The 18,185-nt window shown below is 72.1% G+C and carries 14 protein-coding genes and 2 pseudogenes; 7 read left to right on the top strand and 9 right to left on the bottom strand.

The genetic code is table 11. The annotated features are described in order from the left end of the window. Positions 1 to 5: 5 nt before the first annotated feature. Positions 6 to 2,264: a glycoside hydrolase family 3 N-terminal domain-containing protein gene (locus tag ADK57_RS28595; protein ID WP_107091663.1), complete on the bottom strand. Its 2,259-nt coding sequence runs from the start codon at positions 2,262 to 2,264 to the stop codon at positions 6 to 8. Further along, a complete protein-coding gene (locus tag ADK57_RS28600; RefSeq protein WP_053752485.1) occupies positions 2,261 to 3,280 on the bottom strand; it encodes an N-acetylglucosamine kinase in 1,020 nt (339 codons plus the stop codon). The genes ADK57_RS28595 and ADK57_RS28600 overlap by 4 nt, the downstream gene beginning before the upstream one ends. Positions 3,281 to 3,288: 8 nt before the next feature. On the opposite strand from ADK57_RS28600, the pseudogene ADK57_RS28605 reads away from it, so the two are divergent. Continuing rightward, positions 3,289 to 4,558, top strand: a pseudogene (locus ADK57_RS28605) (glycoside hydrolase 5 family protein). 110 nt (positions 4,559 to 4,668) lie between these two features. Here the strand turns inward: ADK57_RS28605 and ADK57_RS28610 are convergent. Further along, on the bottom strand, positions 4,669 to 6,126 hold the full coding sequence (locus ADK57_RS28610; RefSeq protein ID WP_053752514.1) for a glycoside hydrolase family 3 N-terminal domain-containing protein: 1,458 nt from the start codon (positions 6,124 to 6,126) through the stop codon (positions 4,669 to 4,671). 326 nt (positions 6,127 to 6,452) lie between these two features. On the opposite strand from ADK57_RS28610, the gene ADK57_RS28615 reads away from it, so the two are divergent. Next, positions 6,453 to 7,472 carry a lysylphosphatidylglycerol synthase transmembrane domain-containing protein gene (locus ADK57_RS28615; RefSeq protein ID WP_078973391.1) on the top strand — a complete coding sequence of 340 codons (1,020 nt, stop codon included), beginning with the start codon at positions 6,453 to 6,455 and terminating at the stop codon, positions 7,470 to 7,472. A gap of 21 nt (positions 7,473 to 7,493) precedes the next feature. Here ADK57_RS28615 and ADK57_RS47935 read toward each other — a convergent pair. Next, a pseudogene (locus tag ADK57_RS47935) lies at positions 7,494 to 8,320 on the bottom strand (DNA glycosylase AlkZ-like family protein); the annotation flags it as partial. Between the two features lie 85 nt (positions 8,321 to 8,405). After that, positions 8,406 to 9,467, bottom strand: a complete 1,062-nt coding sequence (locus ADK57_RS28625; RefSeq protein WP_053752488.1) for a glycoside hydrolase family 5 protein — start codon at positions 9,465 to 9,467, stop codon at positions 8,406 to 8,408. Positions 9,468 to 9,677: 210 nt separating this feature from the next. Here ADK57_RS28625 and ADK57_RS28630 point away from each other — a divergent pair, with 210 nt between their 5' ends. After that, positions 9,678 to 10,721 (top strand): LacI family DNA-binding transcriptional regulator, encoded by a 1,044-nt coding sequence (locus tag ADK57_RS28630; RefSeq protein ID WP_078973392.1) that lies wholly within the window; start codon positions 9,678 to 9,680, stop codon positions 10,719 to 10,721. A gap of 8 nt (positions 10,722 to 10,729) precedes the next feature. Here the strand turns inward: ADK57_RS28630 and msrB are convergent, their stop codons facing one another. From msrB to ADK57_RS28650, 4 genes are all read right to left on the bottom strand, one after another. Next, the gene (msrB, locus tag ADK57_RS28635) at positions 10,730 to 11,137 is read right to left on the bottom strand and encodes a peptide-methionine (R)-S-oxide reductase MsrB (RefSeq protein ID WP_053752489.1); all 408 of its coding nucleotides are present in this window, start codon (positions 11,135 to 11,137) and stop codon (positions 10,730 to 10,732) included. 13 nt (positions 11,138 to 11,150) lie between these two features. Next, a complete protein-coding gene (murC, locus tag ADK57_RS28640) occupies positions 11,151 to 12,542 on the bottom strand; it encodes a UDP-N-acetylmuramate--L-alanine ligase (RefSeq protein ID WP_053752490.1) in 1,392 nt (463 codons plus the stop codon). An 88-nt stretch (positions 12,543 to 12,630) separates the two neighbouring features. Beyond that, the gene (locus tag ADK57_RS28645; RefSeq protein ID WP_107091666.1) at positions 12,631 to 13,104 is read right to left on the bottom strand and encodes an indole-3-glycerol phosphate synthase; all 474 of its coding nucleotides are present in this window, start codon (positions 13,102 to 13,104) and stop codon (positions 12,631 to 12,633) included. Between the two features lie 200 nt (positions 13,105 to 13,304). Next, complete coding sequence (locus tag ADK57_RS28650) at positions 13,305 to 14,198, bottom strand: pyrimidine reductase family protein (RefSeq protein WP_107091667.1); 894 nt, start codon at positions 14,196 to 14,198, stop codon at positions 13,305 to 13,307. Between the two features lie 37 nt (positions 14,199 to 14,235). Here ADK57_RS28650 and zapE point away from each other — a divergent pair, with 37 nt between their 5' ends. From zapE to ADK57_RS28670, 4 genes are all read left to right on the top strand, one after another. Beyond that, a complete protein-coding gene (gene zapE, locus ADK57_RS28655; protein ID WP_234390449.1) occupies positions 14,236 to 15,360 on the top strand; it encodes a cell division protein ZapE in 1,125 nt (374 codons plus the stop codon). A gap of 195 nt (positions 15,361 to 15,555) precedes the next feature. Then, positions 15,556 to 15,948, top strand: a complete 393-nt coding sequence (locus ADK57_RS28660; RefSeq protein ID WP_053752493.1) for a hypothetical protein — start codon at positions 15,556 to 15,558, stop codon at positions 15,946 to 15,948. An 80-nt stretch (positions 15,949 to 16,028) separates the two neighbouring features. Further along, positions 16,029 to 16,607, top strand: coding sequence for a carbonic anhydrase (locus tag ADK57_RS28665; protein WP_053752494.1), 579 nt, complete (start codon positions 16,029 to 16,031; stop codon positions 16,605 to 16,607). 8 nt (positions 16,608 to 16,615) lie between these two features. Further along, a complete protein-coding gene (locus ADK57_RS28670; RefSeq protein WP_053752517.1) occupies positions 16,616 to 18,088 on the top strand; it encodes a SulP family inorganic anion transporter in 1,473 nt (490 codons plus the stop codon). Positions 18,089 to 18,185 lie beyond the last annotated feature (97 nt).

An 18,185-nucleotide genomic window follows, 5' to 3' on the forward strand; every position in this document is an offset into this window, starting at 1 on the left:
GCCGATCAGTGCCTGATGTCCACGACGACGGGTACGGCGGTCAGCGCGGCCCGGGACGACTCGGCGATGCGGATCTCCAGCGTCCCGGGCCGCACCGCGGTCTCCAGGTCCGCGCCCACCTGCTCCAGTTGGCGGGTGCCGATGTGGAAGCCGACCGTACGGGACTCGCCCGGCTTCAGGCCGACGTCCTGGAAGCCCCGCAGTTCGAGGGTGCGCGGCCAGACGGAGGTGCGCAGCCGGCGGATGTAGAGCTGGGCGACCGTACGGCCGGACCGCGCACCGGTGTTGGTGACGTCGACCGTGACGATGTTCCGGTACAGGCGCGGCGGGCCGTACGTGAAGCTCGTGTACGACAGCCCGTGCCCGAAGGAGTAGCGCGGCTCGGCGCTCTCGTCCACGTACGAGCCGTACTCGGTGTCCTTGTGGTTGTAGTACACGGGGAGTTGGGCCGCCGAGCGCGGGACGGAGACGGGCAGGCGGCCGGTCGGTTCCTGGTGCCCCAGGAGGACCTCGGCGATGGCCTCGCCGCCCCACGGGCCCGGATACCAGGCGGTGAGCAGGGCGGCCGCACGGTCCGCGGGCTCGGGTACGACATGCGGGCGGCCCTGGATCAGCACGACCGCCGTCGGCGTGCCCGTCGCGGCGACGGCGTCCAGCAAGGCGTACTGCGCCTTGCCCAGCCGCAGTCCCGCCAGGTCGGCACCTTCGCCGCAGGTCATCTCCGAAACGGCGTTGAGCGCCGCCCCGTTGGCGTCGAACTCGGTACCTGACGTACGGGCGCTGCTGCCGCCCAGCACCAGCACGGCCAGGTCGGAGGCGGCGGCCGCGGCGACCGCCTCGGGGATGCCGGAGAGGTCGTCCCCGGTGAGCGCGCAGCCCGGGGCGTGCCGGATGCCGACGCCGGGCGGGGCGAGTTGCCGTAGTCCGTCGAGGACACTGGTGCCCGCCCGCTGTGGGGCCGTGTAGTCGCCCGACTGGTGGGCGGGGGTGGCCGACTGGGGGCCGATGACGGCGATCCTGGATACGGTCGCGGCGATGGGGAGGACACCCCCCTCGTTGCGGAGAAGGGTGACCGCGGCGCGGGCGAGGGTGGTGCTCACATCCCTGCCGTGGGCCGGGAAACCGGTCGTCGTCGGGCCGTGCTGTTCGAACAGCCCCAGCTGGAACTTGAGCCGCAGGACGCGGGCGACGGCCGCGTCGAGGACCTCCTCGTCCACCAGTCCCCGCTCGACGGCCTCCCCGAGGTGCGTGAAGCCCTCGTCCCAAAGACTCAGATCGACACCGGCGTCGAGGGCGAGCGCGCCCGCCGTCACCTTGTCGCCGGTGATGCGGGCCAGGCGGTCCACGGCCAGGCCGTCCGCCATGACGAGCCCGTCGAAGCCCCAGCGTTCTCTGAGGAGTTCGGTGAGCAGGGCCCGGTTGCCGGAGCAGGGCATGCCGTCGACCTCGTTGTACGCGGCCATGACGGCGGCGGCCCCGGCACGGACGCCGGCGCGGGCGGCGGGGAGGTGGATCTCGTGGAGTTCGCGGAGGCCGAGTTCGGACTCGGCGGAGTTGCGTCCGCCGACGGTGGCGCCCTGGCCGGCGAAGTGCTTGAGGACCACGGGGGCGTGGTCGTCGGCGAAGTGCCCTTCCTCGGAGCGCTCACCCTGCATCCCGCGCACCAGCGCGTCGGTGAGGCAGGCCGCCAGGTAGGGGTCCTCGCCGAAACACTCCTCGGTGCGGCCCCAGCGCGGGTCGCGGGCGATGTCGAGGGCCGAGACCAGGGCGACATGCCCGCCACGGGCGCGCAGTTCGGCGGCAGTGCAAGCGGCGATGTGCTCGTACAACCGGGGGTCCCACGTGGCGCCGACAGCCAAGTTGACCGGCAGGACCGTGCCGTCGAGGGCCATGTGCCCGTGCGGTACCTCCTCGACGAACAGCGCGGGGATGCCGAGCCTGCTCCGCTCGACGACATGACGCTGCACCAGGTCGGCGAGGGCGGCGCCGTCCTCGGCACCGGGTCCGTTGGTGTGGTCGACGCCGGACCAGGCGTCGGCGCGCTGGAGCCCGTAGAGGGCACCGAGTCCGGCGAAGCGCTCGGTCTCGGCGTGCAGGGCGGCGGTGAGTTCGAAGGCGCCGTCCGGTGTGCGGCGGTAGGCGTCCCAGCCGTACATCCGCTGGTTGAGCTGGCCGACCTTCTCGCGCAGGGTCATCCGGCCGAGCAGGTCGCGGACGCGGGCGTCGACGGGGGCGGTGGGGTCGCGGTAGAGCATGTCGTTCATCTGCTGCCGCCACCGTGTGCGAGCCGGGCGAGGGCCGCTGCGCCCCGGCAGCCGTCGGCGACCCAGTCGAGCGTCAGACCGAGCGCGGTGAGGCGACCGGCCAGGAGTGCCGTCAGGGGGCCGTCGGGGCCGAGCAGGCCGCCGGTGGCGACGAGCGGTTCGCCCGCGACGGGGTCCAACGCCCTTACGGTCTCGGTCAGTTGGTCGGCCGCCTCTTCGAGGATCGCCTCGGCGACCGCGTCCTTGTCACGCGCCGCCTCGGCCACCGGCGGGGCCAGCCGGGCGAGCCGGATCGGGGGGTCGGCCATGACGGCCGGGAGCAGGTGCATGCGGAACGCCTCACGCTGAGGGCGGCTCCAGCGGGCGGCGTCACCGTCGGGCGGCAGAACGCTCCCCGGCACCCCGAACGCCCGCCCCACCGACACCGCCAGCGCCGTCGCCGGTCCCCGCCCGTCCGCCATGCGCAACGCGGCCCGTACCGCCGTACGCCCGATCCAGAAGCCGCTGCCGTCGTCGCCGAGCAGCCAGCCGTCGCCGTCCACGGTGACCGTGCCCCGGCGGCCGGTGATGCGCATCGCGACCGCGCCGGTGCCTGCCACCAGGGCGAGGCCGTCGGCCGGGGTGCCGGGCGCGGCGGCGAAGGCGGCCTCGATGTCGCTGCAGATGCCGACCGGCCCGGTCGGGATGCCGAGCCGGCGCAGGGCCGCGGTGAGGGCGGTCCGGGCGTTGACGTGCCCGGGGTCGTCGGGGGAGGCCGCGGTCGCGCCCGCGAAGCCGCCGGCCACGGACACGACGCGGCCGCGCGCCTGCTCCGGCACCGCCGCGGCGACGGCCTCGGCGAGATGGCCGGTGAGCTGGGGCACGGGGACGGTCAGGGCGTTGCCCGGCCCGGCGGCGCCCTCGCCCAGCAGACGGCCGTCCGCCGCGGCGGCGAGCACGACACGGGTACGCGTGCCGCCCGCGTCGAGGCCGACGACGAGCTCGTCGCCAAACTTCTGGTTCAAATCATTGCCCATCACTGACTATGGTGGTTGATACATTCGCGCAGGACAAGCCCCGGACCCGAGGAGGATCCCATCCGTACACTCCGCTTCGGCGTCAACTACACGCCTCGCCGCGGCTGGTTCCACTCCTGGCACGACTTCGACGCCGTGCACGCCCGGGAGGACCTGGACCAGATAGCCGGGCTCGGCCTCGACCACGTCCGTGTCTTCCACCTCTGGCCGCTCCTGCAGCCCAACCGCACGCTCATCCGCACCGCCGCCGTGGACCAGCTGGTGCGGCTCGTCGACCTGGCCGCGGAGGCGGGTCTCGACGTCCTCGTGGACGGCGTGCAGGGCCACCTGTCCAGCTTCGACTTCTACCCGGAGTGGACCCGCAGCTGGCACCACCGCAACGTGTTCACGGACCCGGGGACCATCGAGGCACAGGCCGAACTCCTGCGCACGCTGGGCGGCGCCCTCGCCGGCCGCCCCAACCTGATCGGTCTCCAGCTCGGCAACGAGCTCAACAACCTGGTCGAGCACAACCCGGTCACGGTGCAGGAGGTCGACCACTACCTCGACACCCTGCTGGCCGCGGCCCGCGCGGGTGTGCGCCCCGGCCACCTGGTCACGCACTCCGCGTACGACGCCGCCTGGTACGGCGACGGCCACCCCTTCACCCCGGAGGCCTCGGCCCACAAGGGCGACCTGACCACCGTCCACCCCTGGGTGTTCTCCGGCGACTGCGCCCGCCGCTACGGCGCCGGCTCCCCTCAGGTGCACCACCTCGCCGAGTACGGCACGGAACTCGCCACGGCGTACGCCGAGGACCCGGCCCGTCCCGTCTGGGTCCAGGAGACGGGCGCGCCCGAGCCGCACATCCCGGCGGCCGACGCGCCGGAGTTCGCACGGGCGACCGTACGGAACGCGGCCGAGTGCGCGAACCTCTGGGGCGTGACGTGGTGGTGCTCCCACGACGTAGACCGCTCCCTCGCCGACTACCCGGAACTCGAGTACACCCTGGGCCTGTTCGACTCGGCGGGCCGCCCCAAGCCGATCGCGGACGCCCTCGCCGCGACGGTCGCCGACCTGCGCGCCCAGCCGCCGTCACCCCGGCCGCGCGAGACGGCCCTGGTCCTGGACTGCACGCCGGTCTCCCGTTCCGTGTCCGGTCCGGGAGGCGCGTTCTTCGAGGCGTGGATGCGGCTGCGCACGGAGGGAGTCCGTCCGGCGGTGGTACTGGCCGCACGGGCCGGCGACGAGGGTTACCTGGCGGCGCGGGGGATCAAGGAGGTCGTACGACCGGCGTGAGGACGGCTGTCATGAGGACGGGGCTGTCATGAGGACGACTGCCGTGAGGACGGCTGCCGTAAGGACGACTGCCGTAAGGACGACTGTCCTAAGGCGTCACCCCCGCCACGTCACACCCCCGCCAGCGTCTCCGCGACCGCCCGCAGGTTCACCTTCCCGCGCCCGTACGAGCACAGGGCGCCGTCGTCCGGCAGCCCGGTGGCCACGCGCACCGCGTCCGGGCGCCGGGTCAGCAGGGCGTCCCGCAGGCACGACTGCCAGGGGTGCAGTCCGGCGTCACAGGTGGCGACGACCAGCGGCGCGCCCTGGGCCAGACGCACGATGCCGTCGACGAGGGCGGCCGGGTCCGCGGGCTCTCCGGTGACGCAGGTGCCCGTGGCCGTCGGGTCGACGGCGCGCAGCTCCGTCAGCAGGTCCTCGCCGCCCCAGTTGAGCGCCGGATGCGGCGGCGGGAACAGGTCGACGACATGGGCGCCACGCACGGCCCGCGGCCCGCCCCGGCTCCGTACGGCCCGGCGTGCCGCCTCCAGCCCCGCCCCCGCGTCCCACGCGGCGACCTCGGCCGCGGGCGTCGCGTACCGCTCGGCGAGCCGGCGCACCCGCCCCGCGGCCTCCCCGACCCGCTCCTGAGGCAGGGTCCCGTCGCGCAGCGCGCCGAGCACGGCGTCCCGGCAGCCCAGCGCGACCTCCGGGTCCGGTACGGCGACGATGACCTGGTCCACCCCCGCCGCAAGGGCGATCCGCGCCCCGGCCGCCTCGCCGTAGCGGTCGGCTATCGCCTTCATCTCCAGCGCGTCGCTGACCACGACGCCGTCGAAGGCGAGCTCGTGGCGGAGCAGGTCGCCCAGGATGCGGCGGCTGAGGGTGGCGGGACGGTTGGCGTCCAGCGCCGGGAAGACGACATGCGCGCTCATCAGCATCGGCACACCGGCGGCGATGGCGGCCCGGAAAGGTGCGAGGTCGAGTCCGTCGTACGGCCGCGGGTCCACGGCCATTGCGTGGTGGCTGTCGGTCAGGGTGCCGCCGTGCCCGGGGAAGTGCTTGGCGCAGGAGGCGATGCCGCGCGCCTCGGTGGCGGCGATCCAGGCCGCCGTATGGCGGGACACCAGCTCCGGGTCGGTGCCGAAGGCGCGGGTCCGCACGATCGGGTTGTCCGGGAGGTGCTGGACGTCGGCGACGGGCGCGTAGGAGGCGGTGATGCCGAGCGTCGACAGATGCCCGGCGAGCGCGTCGGCGCAACGGGCGGTCAGCCCGAGATCGTCGGCGACACCGAGGGCGAAGGAACCGGGCACCTCGGGGGCGCCCGCGCTCACCAGGTGGCCGATGCCGCCGCCCTCGTTGTCGATGCCCACGAGTACGTCGGGGCGCAGGGCCCGCAGGGTGTCGGTGAGCCGCCGCACCTGCTCCGCGTCCCGCACGTTGCGGGTGAACAGGATGACCCCGCCGAGGCCGCGGTCGACGAGCCGTTTCAGGGTGTCGGGGACGGCGGTGGTGCCGTCGAACCCGGCGACCAGACAGCGGTGGGCCGCCTCGTCCAGATCGACCGGGAGAGCGGTACTGAGGGTCATGCCTTCGGTGGGGCTCACCCCCGAAATCCTCTGGCTCACTCAGCCAAAAGTCAACAGTTAGGTGGATTATCGATTCACGACCCCCGGGCGCACAGGGACTGAGACCGCGACTCATTGGGCAAACTCACTTCCGACGGCCGCACGCCCACGCCCCGTCGGTTCCCGGTCACCACGGCGTCACACCGAACGGGAAAGACTCAGCGGTCCCCACCTGCTCGCCTGTTTGCTGCTTGCTGCTTGTCTGCTGTCCCGCCCCTGCCTCGCCTCGGATCCGTCGCACCCGTCCCGCACCGCGCGGGACGCGACGCGGAAGGACGACGTGCGCCGTGTCCCTGCTCCCGCTCGACGGTCCCCCCGGAACGCTCCCCTCCCCACCACCCCGCTCCCCCTCCGCCACGCGGCTCCTCCCCAGGATGCTGAGCCTCCTCCCCAGGGCGCTGAGCCTGCTCCCGCTCCTGCTGATCGGGGCGTGGGCCGCCTTCGACCGGCACACCGTGTACGACGGTGCCGCCCGGCTGGCCTCCGCCGACCCCTGGTGGCTGCTGGCGGCGGTGTTCTTCACCTGCCTCGGCTGGGTTGCAGCCGCGTGCGTACGACAGGGCGCCCTGCCCGAGCGGCTGCCGCCGGGGCTGCTGCTCGCGTCGCAGTTCGCCGCCGGCGCCGCGAACCACGTGCTCCCGGCGAGCATGGGCGCCCACGCCGTCACCCTTCGCTTCCTGCTGGGCCGGGGCATTCCCCTCCCCCGGGCCGCCGCCTCCCTCGCCCTCTACGTACTGGTCAGACCGATCGCGAAGACGCTGGTCCTCCTCGCCTTCCTCGCGGCCTCCCCCGACTTGCTGCGACTGGATCAACTCGCCCCCGACGAAGGAACGTTGCTGCTGGCCGCCGGAGCGGTGACACTCGGTCTCGCGGCACCGGCCCTGCTCGTGGCGGCCGTACCGCCGCTGCGCCGCCCCGCCCTCACCTTCGTACGCACCGCCCTGACCGACGCCCGGCTGCTGCACACCCGGCCCGCCCGCGTCCTCGCCCTGTGGGGCGGGGCCGCCGCCACCCCGCTCCTCCAGGCAGGCGTGATCGCCTCGGTCGGCGCCGCGCTCGGCCTGCCGCTGAGCTGGGCGCAGGTCACCCTCGCGTTCCTCGCCGCCGGCGCGGTGGCCGGGGCCGTCCCCGCGCCGGGTGGCATCGGGCCCGTGGACGCGACCCTGGTCTTCACCCTGGCCGCGCTCGGCGCGCCGCTGAGCCTGGCCACGGCGACCGTCATCGGCTACCGCGTGGTGACGATCTGGCTGCCGCTGCTCCCGGGCGCCCTCGTCCTGTCGGCGCTCGTCCATCGCAAGGTGCTTTGAGGAGTACAGGACCGGCTGAGGCCGGTCCGGAAGCAGCCGAACCTGAGTGCCCGGGAGCTTCGCCCACCAGTGGGCGTAGCGGCTGTAGACGCGCGGGGCGCGCTCGGCCGGCAGCTCCGCCGGCGACCGGGCCTCCCCCCGCCAGCCCCTCCCACACCTCGGACGACAGCTCGTGAAAGGCCGTCGCCTCGATGCCGCCCCCGACCGGACGCCACACACCGGCGACGTGACCGTCGACCAACAGTGTCGGCAGCACGTCGCCGTTGTTGCGGGTCACCAGTCGGCGTAGTCGGGCGGGATGACGCGGCCGCGGTCGGCGTACGCGGGCAGGACGCTGTCCCACATCGGCCAGCAGGCGGGGCGGCGCCGGAGTGTCCTCGGGCGGGCGCGGGGCACCGCGCCTTCTCGGCGCCGACCCGCTCCGCGAGCCACGCCTGCGGGTCGGCATTCGAACGGGGCCGGCCGGCGAACTCCAGCAGCCCCGGCACCAGTTCGCCGGCGTCCGCCGGGGTGAGTCCCGCCGCCGCGAAACGGTGGCCGAGTCGCGAGGCGTACAGCCTCTGCTGCATGGCGTCGCGGAAGACCCGGTGGTCGTCGGAGTGGACGGCGTGCAGGGTGATCCGCATCAGGGTGGCCTTCACGACCTCCCTGTCGGCGAAGGCACGGTCCAGCTCGGCCGGCGTGAAGTCGGTGAGCCGGTTCCACAGCTCCACGTACGGTGAAGCGGCCTGCTGCGCCTGCAACGCGACCACACGGCGGACGGCATCGCCGACACCCAGCGGCTCCCGCCGCAGCAGCAACTGGCGTGCGAGCGTGGCCCGGTTGAATGCCCGGGCGGTCATCTTCACGACGGGGACTGTGCCGTAGTCCCCGCTGAGCAGCAGGTGGCCCCCGCGTCAGTCGCGGGAGCCACCGAGAACCAGGTCGCCCGGGTCAGGGCTGCTGGACGGGCGTGCCGCGTCCCCAGCCCCAGGCGAGGCGGTCGGCGCCGGACTGGTTGGTGGTGGCCAGCCAGGGGCGGGCGGGGTCGCCGGTCAGGGTCTGCAGCGAGTACGTGTCGTCGGTGCGCAGGCCCGGCCAGTAGACGGAGCCCATCTTGAGCTCACGGAAGGTGTCGGTGACGGCCTGGAGGTAGTTGATGAAGTTGTTGTCCGGGGTCGGCACGTTGTAGTTCAGGCCGGTGGTCATCGGGGAGCCGAACTCGTCCGCGACGGTCCGGTTGGCGCAGTCGCCGATGCGCACCTTGAGGTCGGCCACCCACTGGTCGTAGGTGGCGTACTCCTTCCAGAACCCGTAGTGGTGCAGCGACAGGTAGGTGCCCTTCAGGCGCGGGTCGGCGCACACCGAGGTGACGTGGTCGTTGTAGCCGGCGCCGCTGACGAAGACCCGGTTACGCGGGACCGACGGGTAGGTCGACAGCCACTTCGCGGCGATGTCGGCCCACTCGGTGTCGGTGTAGCCGTGCGGCTCGTTCATCGGCTCGAAGTAGACGCGGCTGTCGTTCTTGTAGGCCTTGACGACGGTGTTCCACATGGGCCAGTAGGTGGCCTCGTCGTCGATGAAGCCGTCCTTCTGGGCGCCCGTCCCCTCCCAGTAGGACACGATGACCTTGAAGCCCTTGTCCGAGGCCGCGTCGATGACTCCGCGGTACGACTTCCAGTAGGAGCCGTTGACCGTGTACGGGTTGATGGGCAGCCGCACGGTGTTGGCCCCGAGGTTCGCGCGGAACGCCGAGATGATGCGGCTCGCCTTGGTGTAGGTCTGGGCGTAGGTGTCGGAGAGGGCCAGACCGGACAGCACGACCGGGTCGTCGGCGAAGTTGTCGCGGGGGTCGGCCCAGTTCACGCCCTTGAACTGGGTCGTGTCGGTGCTCGGCGCGGCGGCGGAGGCGGGGCTGCCGGCGAGGGTGGTGCCGCTGATCGCGGCGATCGCGACCGCGACGAAGGCGGTACGCAGCCGGGGCGTGAAGCGTGCTCTGGTGGGGGTCTTGCGCATCGACGTGCCCTTTCAGGATCACAGATGTTTACGTAAACATGCGCGGCAACAAGTGGGGGCCGACTCTCGGGCTGGGGGGTCCCGGGGCGATGTTTACGTAAACTTGGCGGCGCCGGAATCGTGGCATCCACCCCAGCGGCCGTCAAGGTTTCCCACACGTAACATCCGGTGCGACGCGCAACAGGTCCGGACCGGCCGAAGGAGGCACCAGTGGTGGAACGGGGCGGCTCGGGCGTGCCCGGCGGGCGCCGCAAGCAGCGTGTCTCCATGGCCGATGTCGCCAAGCTCGCCGGCGTCTCGTCGCAGACGGTCTCACGGGTCTCCAACGGCCATCCCGGCGTGATCAGTTCCACCCGGGAGCAGGTGCTCGCCGCGATGCGCGAGCTGGGCTACCGCCCCAACAGCGCGGCCCGCGCCCTGCGTTACGGCCAGTTCAACACCATCGGCGTGATCCTCTTCAGCCTGTCCTCGACGGGCAACAGCCGCACCGTGGAGGCGATCGCCACGCACGCCGCGGCCGAGGGGTACGCGATCACCCTGATCCCCGTCGACGTCCCGACCCAGGACAACGTGCTGGGGGCCTTCACGCGCATGGGCGAGCTGGCCGTCGACGCCGTCATCGTCATCATGGAGATCCATCTGCTCGACGCCGCCACGGTCCAACTGCCGCCCGGCGTCCATGTCGTCGTCGTGGACTCGGACGCCGGGGACCGCCACAGCGTGGTCGACACGGACCAGGCCGACGGCGCGCGGAAAGCCGTGAGACACCTGCTCGACCTGGGCCATCGGACCGTATGGCACGTGACCGGCCCCGAGACGTCCTTCGCGGGCCAGCGCCGGACCCACGCCTGGCGTGCCGTCCTGGAGGAGGCCGGACGTCCTGTGCCGCCACCCCTGCACGGCGACTGGACGGCCGAGTCCGGCTACACGGCCGGCCTCGCGCTCGCCGAAGTGCCCGACTGCACCGCGGTGTTCGCCTCCAACGACCAGATGGCGCTGGGCCTGCTGCGCGCCTTCCACGAACGCGGCCGGTCCGTCCCCGGGGACGTCAGCGTCGTCGGCTTCGACGACATCCCCGACGCCGCGTTCTTCGTCCCGCCCCTCACCACCGTCCACCAGGACTTCGCCGAGGTGGGCCGCCGCTGCGTGCAGGGCGTACTCCGCCAGATCCGCACGCACGGCGGCCCGAAGGCCGGAACCGACCTGGTCCCGACGAGCCTGGTCGTCAGGAACAGCACGGCAGCGCCACGCTGACCGTCAGCTCACTCCCCCGCGGGGGTCAGCCGCAGCGAGATCGAGTTGATGCAGTACCGCTGGTCGGTGGGGGTCGGATAGCCCTCCCCCTCGAACACGTGCCCGAGGTGCGAGCCGCACCGCGCACACCGCACCTCGGTCCGCACCATCCCGTGGGACCGGTCCTGGACGAGCTCCACCGCGTCCGAGTCGCGCGGGTCGTAGAAGCTCGGCCACCCGCAGTGGGACTCGAACTTCGTGGTGGAGGTGAAGAGTTCGGCACCGCAGGCCCGGCAGGAGTAGACGCCCTCGGTCTTGGTGTCGGTGTACTCACCGACGAAGGCGGGCTCCGTGCCGGCCTGCCGCAGCACGGCGTACTCGGACGGGGTCAGCTCCGCGCGCCACTGCTCGTCCGGCTTCTCGACGTCGTACGACATGTCGGCCAACCCCTTACTTCTGTGCGAGACGGTCCAGAATCCGCGGGCCGAGGTCCGTCACGTCACCCGCGCCCATGGTGAGAACGAGATCACCGGGCTTCGCCATTCCCGCGACGGTCTCCGGCACCGCGCCCTTGTCGTGCACCGGCGTCGCGTCCGCTCCCGCGGTCCGCGCCGCCTCGATGATCAGCTCGCTGGTCACGCCGGGGATCGGGTCCTCGCGGGCCGGGTAGATGTCCAGGACGACCGACGCGTCGGCCAGGGTCAGGGACTGGCCCATCTCCTTGCCGAGCTCCTGCGTCCGGGAGAAGAGGTGCGGCTGGAAGACCACCAGGATCCGGGCGTCGCCGGCCGCCGCGCGCATCGCCTCCAGGTCCGCCGTCATCTCCGTCGGGTGATGGGCGTAGGAGTCGATGACCTGGACCCCCGCCGCCTCGCCCTTCAGCTGGAGGCGCCGCTTCACACCGGTGTACGCGGCCAGCGCCGGGGCCAGCTCGGCGGCCGGGACGCCCAGCGCCACGCCCGCTGCGAGCGCGGCCACCGCGTTGTGCGCGTAGTGACGGCCGGGGACGGAGACCGTGAAGGTGAGCTCCTCGCCCTCAAGGAGGACGACGACCTCGCTCTTCAGCCCCTGCGCCGTCACGGACAGGACGCGTACGTCGGCGTCCTCCGACTCCCCGTACGTCACCGTCCGCACCGACCCGGCCAGCCGCCGCGTCAGCTCCCGCGCGCCCTCGTGGTCCGACGTGATCACCAGCGTGCCACCGGGCACGATCTTGCCCGCGAACGTCTCGAAGGACTCGTAGATCTCGTCCATGGAGGCGTAGTTGGCGTGGTGGTCGAGCTCCACATTCAGGACGATCGCGACCTCGGGGGCGTACTTGTGGAAGCTGCGGTCCGACTCGTCCGCCTCGGCGACGAAGATCTCGCCCTCACCGTGCAGGGCGTTGGAACCGGGCGCGTCCAGGTCGCCGCCGATCGCGTACGACGGCTTCAGGCCCAGCTCGCTCAGCGACACGGCCAGCATCGACGTGGTCGTCGTCTTGCCGTGCGTGCCCGCGACCGCGATCGGGCGCAGGCCGTCCATCAGCCGGGCGAGCGCGTCCGAACGGTGGACCACCCCAATGCCCAGCTCGGCCGCCCGGGCGAGCTCCGGGTTGTCGGCCCGGATCGCCGACGAGACGACGACGCACGTGGCGTCGTCCGCCAGGTGCTCCGCCGCGTGCCCGATGTGCACGGTCGCGCCCAGCTCCCGCAGCGCCTCGGCGGTCGCGGACTCCTTGGCATCACTGCCCGCCACCTTCGCCCCGCGCTGCGCGAGGATCTTCGCGATCCCCGACATCCCGGCGCCGCCGATGCCGATGAAGTGCGGTCGGTCCATGGCGGTGGGAAGGCCGGGTGCCATGCGTGTCTCCCTGTACGTGCTGGTGCGGCGAAGGTTCGGCCACCCACCCTACTGACCCACGGCGGACGCACCGGACAGCCGGTTGCGTTCACGCCTTGCTGTGCGAGAACAGCTTCAACACCGGCACGCCCACCTTGTGCCGCGCCCGCGAGGCCCAGTCCCGGTGGAAGAACTCCTCCACGTAGTGGGGATCGGTCAGCACGATCACCTCGTCCGCGTCGATCTCGCCGACCAGGGACTTCAGCGCGTCCAGCGGATGGGCCTCGATCAGCCGCCCCTCCGCCTCACTGCCTGCCGCCCGCAAGGCCCTCAGGGACACGTCGAGCGCCTGCTCCCCCGGCCCCCTCGCCTCGTCGCCCTCCGGCACCTCCCGCTCCCGGGCGGCCTCGTCGATTTCACCGAGTGCGACGTCGTCGATGGCCCTCAGCAACCGGTCCGCCTGGTCGCCGCGCGGCTGCAGCAGCACATGGAAGGCGACCTGCTCGTCCCCGTGCAAGGTGGTGACGAACTCCACGTCGGCGGACGTAAGGGCCTTCTCGATCATCAAAACGCTTGTGAACACCAGGCGCCCCTTCTCCTTCGAGGGCCGCTCGGCCCTCTCTCCTCCGTGGGCCGTGCGAGGCCCTGCCGAAACCATCCTGCCCCCAGATCGCACGGGTACTGCCGGATTGAGTGTGCCCGTCGGAAGCCGAGCGGAACGACAAATTCTGCCAAATCGGCACTAAAGGTGTCGATCAAGCCCATTTCTCGACCAATCGATCCTCAGGACCGTCGGTAGCGGCTGAAGAGGAAACCCTCCTCCTCCAGCAGGGACACCAGTGCGAACCGCTGCGGAACCGCGACCGAGGGCCCGCCGGCGATGCGCTGTGCGTCCCCCGCGCTGAGCATCGGGGCCACGGTCAGACAGAGCTCGTCGAGCACCCCGGCGGCCACCAGTTGGCCGAGCAGCCGCGGGCCGCCCTCGGTGAGCAGCCGGGTGTGACCGAGCTCCGCGAGGGCCCGTACGGCACGGGCGGGCTCGACTCCGACGCCGTCACCGGCGACGACCACCCGGGCGCCCGCCTTCTCGGCCGCCGCGATCCGGTCCGGGGCCGCGGCGGCACCCGTGAGGATCAGGGTGGGCACCAGGGGCGAGGTGAACAGCGGGAGGGTGAAGTCCAGGTTCAGGCTCGCGCTGACCACCGCGATCGCGGGCACGGGGTCCTGCCCGGCCGCCTCCCGCATCTCCGCGAACTCGGCACGCGCGCGTGCGGGCCGATACCCCTCCTGGCGCACCGTCTCCGCCCCGGCGATCACCACGTCCGCGAGGGCCCGCAGCATGCCGAAGATCCGCATGTCGGCGCCGCTGGAGATGGGCTGCGAGCGGCCGTCGTGCTGGGCGGCCCCGTCGAGCGTGGACACCATGTTGGCGCGCAGCCAGGCCCCGGGCCCACCGGGACCGGCCCCGGAACCGACGCCAGACCCTCCCCCCGGCCCGAGCTCGGGATACGCATAGGCGGCGGCCAGCTCGGCAAGGCTCCACTCCCGGTCGACCAGGTGAGCCCTTCCGACCCCGCCGGCGGCGTCCACCCCGGGGCCCTCGCCCGGAACGTCACCCGGGGCCCGGGTCACCGTCTCGGCCTCTGTCTCATCGGTCACAGGGAACAGGCGTCGCATGTCGTGCAGTGTGGCACGACCCTTAGCATGGGTAACCGTGCCTACCTCCCCCGCCGCGTCCGGATTCGGCCCCATAGCCGACACCGCCCCGCTGTCCCTGTGCGCCCGTGAGCCGTACGTCCCCGCGGACCGGCTGGTCGCCGAGATGGTGCCGCCGCCGCGGTTCGACTCGGTGCGTTTCGGTACGTACATCCCGGACCCCGGCCAGCCGAGCCAGACCGAGGCCGTGCGCGTCCTGGAGGGCTTCGCGGCGGGGCTCGGCGGTGCGCACGCCTCCGGCGCCGGCAAGGCCAGGCGCGGTTTCCCGGGCTTCGGGAGGAGCAAGGCACCGAAGACCCCGGCCGGCCCTCGTGGCGTCTACCTCGACGGCGGCTACGGCGTCGGCAAGACCCACCTGCTCGCCTCCCTCTGGCACGCCACGCCGGCCGAGCCCGCGCTCAAGGCGTTCGGCACCTTTGTGGAGCTGACGAACCTGGTCGGCGCCCTCGGCTTCCAGAAGACGGTCCAGACCCTCTCCGGCCACCGCCTGCTGTGCATCGACGAGTTCGAGCTGGACGACCCCGGCGACACCGTCCTCGTCTCCACCCTGCTCGGCAAGCTCGTCGACGCGGGCGTCGCCCTCGCCGCCACCTCCAACACCCTGCCGGGCAAGCTCGGCGAGGGCCGGTTCGCGTCGGCCGACTTCCTGCGCGAGATCCAGGGCCTGTCCGCGCACTTCCGCGCCCTGCGCATCGACGGCGAGGACTACCGCCACCGCGGCCTGCCCGAGGCGCCGGCACCGTTCACCGACGAGCAGGTCACCGGGGCCGCGCACCGCACGCCAGGCGCCTCGCTCGACGGCTTCCCGCAGCTCCTGGACCACCTCGCCCGCGTCCACCCCAGCCGGTACGGCGCACTGACCGACGACCTGAAGGCGGTCTGCCTCACCGACGTCCGGCCGATTCCCGACCAGTCGACGGCCCTCAGGCTCGTCGTGCTCGCGGACCGGCTCTACGACCGCGAGGTCCCGGTCCTGGCCTCGGGGCTGCCCTTCGACCGGCTGTTCAGCGAGGAGATGCTGAAGGGCGGCTACCGCAAGAAGTACTTCCGGGCGATCTCCCGCCTCACCGCCCTGGCCCGCGACGCCAAGGGCCTGGTCGACCCCTCCGGGGACCTGCCCTAACTCACCAACTCTTCAAGATCAAGAGCCGGTTCGCGCCAACCACCCTGCACGCTTCAGCCTCTCTTCAGGCTCGAAACGTTAAGTTAACCCTGCAAACAACTTTGCAGGGTTAAGGTGTTTCTTGACCAGCCATTGACCAATCATTGGCCTGGGCTAGAGAAGGGCCGGAGACGCGAATTGACCGGAGGGGGGCGCATGTTCCGAGGTACGACGGTACGGACCGTGGTAGCGACCCTCGCCGCCGTCCTGCTCGCGCTCCAGTTCTTCGCACCCACCGCATCCTTCGCATCCGCGCACACGGCCCGTCATGCAGAGGCCAAAGCCCAGCCCGGATCCAAGCTCTCCGCCAAGGCGTTGCGCGACGAGTCCGTCACGCACCGCCAGTGCGACCCCTCCGGGGACCCGACCGGTCCACTGCGCAGCCGCGACCGGCACCGCGCCGTCGACTTGGCCCCTCAGGGACCCGAGCGCCCGCTGCTGACCCAGGATCCGGCGGCCGTACGCAAACCTGTCCCGCCCGGCGTCTTCCGGGTGTCGAGACCCTCGACATCCCATTCCGCGGCCGCACTTCAGGTCTTCCGCTGCTGACAGCAGAGCGGTCACATCCCCCCACCTCTGTCATGTAAGCCCGACGCGCCCCTGTGGCGCGCCAGGAGGAGTCACCACACATGCAGCCCCTCATCGACAACGCCCGCACGTTCGGACAGCGCCCTGAGGAGTTCGCCAGGCTGGCCGAAGGCCAGTCCCCACAGGTTCTGTTCATCACCTGCTCCGATTCCCGGGTCGTCCCGGCCCTGATCACGGGCGCCCGTCCCGGCGAGCTCTTCGAGCTGCGCACCGCGGGCAACATCGTCCCGCCGTACACCTCCGAGCACCCCACCAGCGAGGCGGCCACCATCGAGTACGCGGTGGAGGTGCTCGGTGTCCGCGACATCGTGGTCTGCGGGCACTCGCACTGCGGCGCCGTCGGTGCCCTGGTCCGCGGCGACGACCTGACCGCCGTACCGGCCGTGCGCGACTGGCTCACGCACGCCACTCCCCGCCCCGCGGGCGCAGCCGAGGACCCGGCCGTGGCCGAGGGCGTGCAGAGCCACATCCTCGCCCAGGTGCTGCGACTGCGCTCGTACCCCTTCATCGACAAGAAGCTGACGGATGGTCAACTGACCCTCCACGCCTGGTACTACGAGGTACACACGGGGTCAGTGCTGACCCACGACGTGTCCTCCGACTCCTACCGCGCACTGTGAGGGCCGCCGTGAACCAGCGAACCGCATTCACCAAGTCCCCCCACCTGCGGCAGGACTTCGCCGCCTCCCTCGTCGTCTTCCTCGTCGCCCTCCCCCTGTGCGTCGGCGTGGCCGTCGCCTCCGGGGTCCCGGCCGAGCTGGGCCTGGTCACCGGCATCGTCGGCGGCATCGTCACCGGTCTCATGCGGGGCAGCAGCCTCCAGGTCTCCGGACCTGCCGCGGGTCTGACCGTGCTCGTCTTCGAGGCCGTCCGGGAGTACGGCCTGCCCGTGCTCGGCGTGATCGTCCTCGCGACCGGTGTCCTCCAGATCCTCATGGGCACCCTGAAGCTGGGGCGCTACTTCCGGGCCATCTCGGTCTCCGTCGTCGAGGGCATGCTGGCCGGAATCGGGCTCGTCCTGATCGCCGGACAGCTGTACTCGGTCGCGGACGCCGAGGCCCCTGCCTCCGGAATCGGCAAGATAGCGGGGCTGCCCGGCGCCCTCGCCGACGCCGTCCAGAACACCGGGGCGCTGGCCTCGCTCGGCCTCGGTGCGGCCACCATCGCCGTACTCGTGCTGTGGAAGCGGATGCCGAAGCAACTGCGGACGGTCCCCGGACCGCTGGCCGCCGTCGGCCTCGCGACCATCGCCGCCCTGGTGTTCTCGCTGCCGGTCGCCACCGTCGAGGTGCAGGGTCTGCTGGGCTCCATCCAGCCGCCGTCGATGGACGCCTTCGGCGAACTGGCGAGCGTCGGCGTGCTCGCCACGATCGTCGCGTTCACGCTGATCGCGTCCGCCGAGTCGCTGTTCAGCGCGGCGGCCGTGGACCGGCTGCACGACGGTCCGCGCACCGAGTACGACAAGGAACTGGTGGCACAGGGCACCGGCAACGCGATCTGCGGGGTGCTCGGCGCGCTGCCGATGACCGCGGTCATCGTGCGCAGCGCGGCGAACGTCCAGGCGGGCGCGAAGACGAAGGCGTCCCGCGTCATGCACGGCGTCTGGCTGCTGCTGTTCGCGGCGCTGCTGCCGAACGTCCTGGCGTACATCCCGATCCCGGCCCTGGCGGGCATCCTGGTGCACGCCGGCGCCAAGCTCATCCCGGTCCGGGAGATCGTGGCACTGTGGCGCGAGCACCGCGGCGAGGCGCTGATCCTGGTCGTCACGGCCGTGTCGATCGTCGCGGTCAGCATGTTCGAGGGTGTGCTCATCGGTCTCGCGCTGGCGGTCGTCAAGACCGCCTGGGAGGCCTCGCACCTCAAGCTGGAGGTCATCGACAAGGGCGCCGGACCCGTCCAGGCGTACCTGTCGGGCAACGCGACCTTCCTCAGGCTGCCGAAGATACTCGACAGTCTGGAGGCGCTGCCCCAGGACCGCCCGGTCGAACTGGACCTGTCCGGGCTGCACCACCTCGACCACGCCTGCCGGACGGCCCTGGAGAACTGGGCCGAGCGGCACAGCGCGGTCGGCACGGAGCCCGTGCGGGTGACCGCCGCGTAAGCGGACCGATGCCCGGTCCGGGGCCGATCATGGCCCCGGACCGGGCATCGGGCATATCGTTGCAGGAGCAGACACAGCGGGCCTCTGGGCAAGGAGG

Source organism: Streptomyces sp. MMG1533, assembly GCF_001279775.1.
In the GTDB taxonomy this organism is placed as follows: domain Bacteria; phylum Actinomycetota; class Actinomycetes; order Streptomycetales; family Streptomycetaceae; genus Streptomyces.

Excerpts from the sequence above, each read along its gene's own strand:
- ADK57_RS28665 (WP_053752494.1), top strand. The coding sequence starts at position 16,029 with ATGCAGCCCCTCATCGACAACGCCCGCACGTTCGGACAGCGCCCTGAG.
- ADK57_RS28650 (WP_107091667.1), bottom strand. The coding sequence starts at position 14,198 with ATGCGACGCCTGTTCCCTGTGACCGATGAGACAGAGGCCGAGACGGTG.
- ADK57_RS28625 (WP_053752488.1), bottom strand. The coding sequence starts at position 9,467 with ATGCGCAAGACCCCCACCAGAGCACGCTTCACGCCCCGGCTGCGTACC.
- ADK57_RS28610 (WP_053752514.1), bottom strand. The coding sequence starts at position 6,126 with ATGACCCTCAGTACCGCTCTCCCGGTCGATCTGGACGAGGCGGCCCAC.
- ADK57_RS28660 (WP_053752493.1), top strand. The coding sequence starts at position 15,556 with ATGTTCCGAGGTACGACGGTACGGACCGTGGTAGCGACCCTCGCCGCC.
- murC (WP_053752490.1), bottom strand. The coding sequence starts at position 12,542 with ATGGCACCCGGCCTTCCCACCGCCATGGACCGACCGCACTTCATCGGC.
- ADK57_RS28595 (WP_107091663.1), bottom strand. The coding sequence starts at position 2,264 with ATGAACGACATGCTCTACCGCGACCCCACCGCCCCCGTCGACGCCCGC.
- ADK57_RS28600 (WP_053752485.1), bottom strand. The coding sequence starts at position 3,280 with ATGGGCAATGATTTGAACCAGAAGTTTGGCGACGAGCTCGTCGTCGGC.
- msrB (WP_053752489.1), bottom strand. The coding sequence starts at position 11,137 with ATGTCGTACGACGTCGAGAAGCCGGACGAGCAGTGGCGCGCGGAGCTG.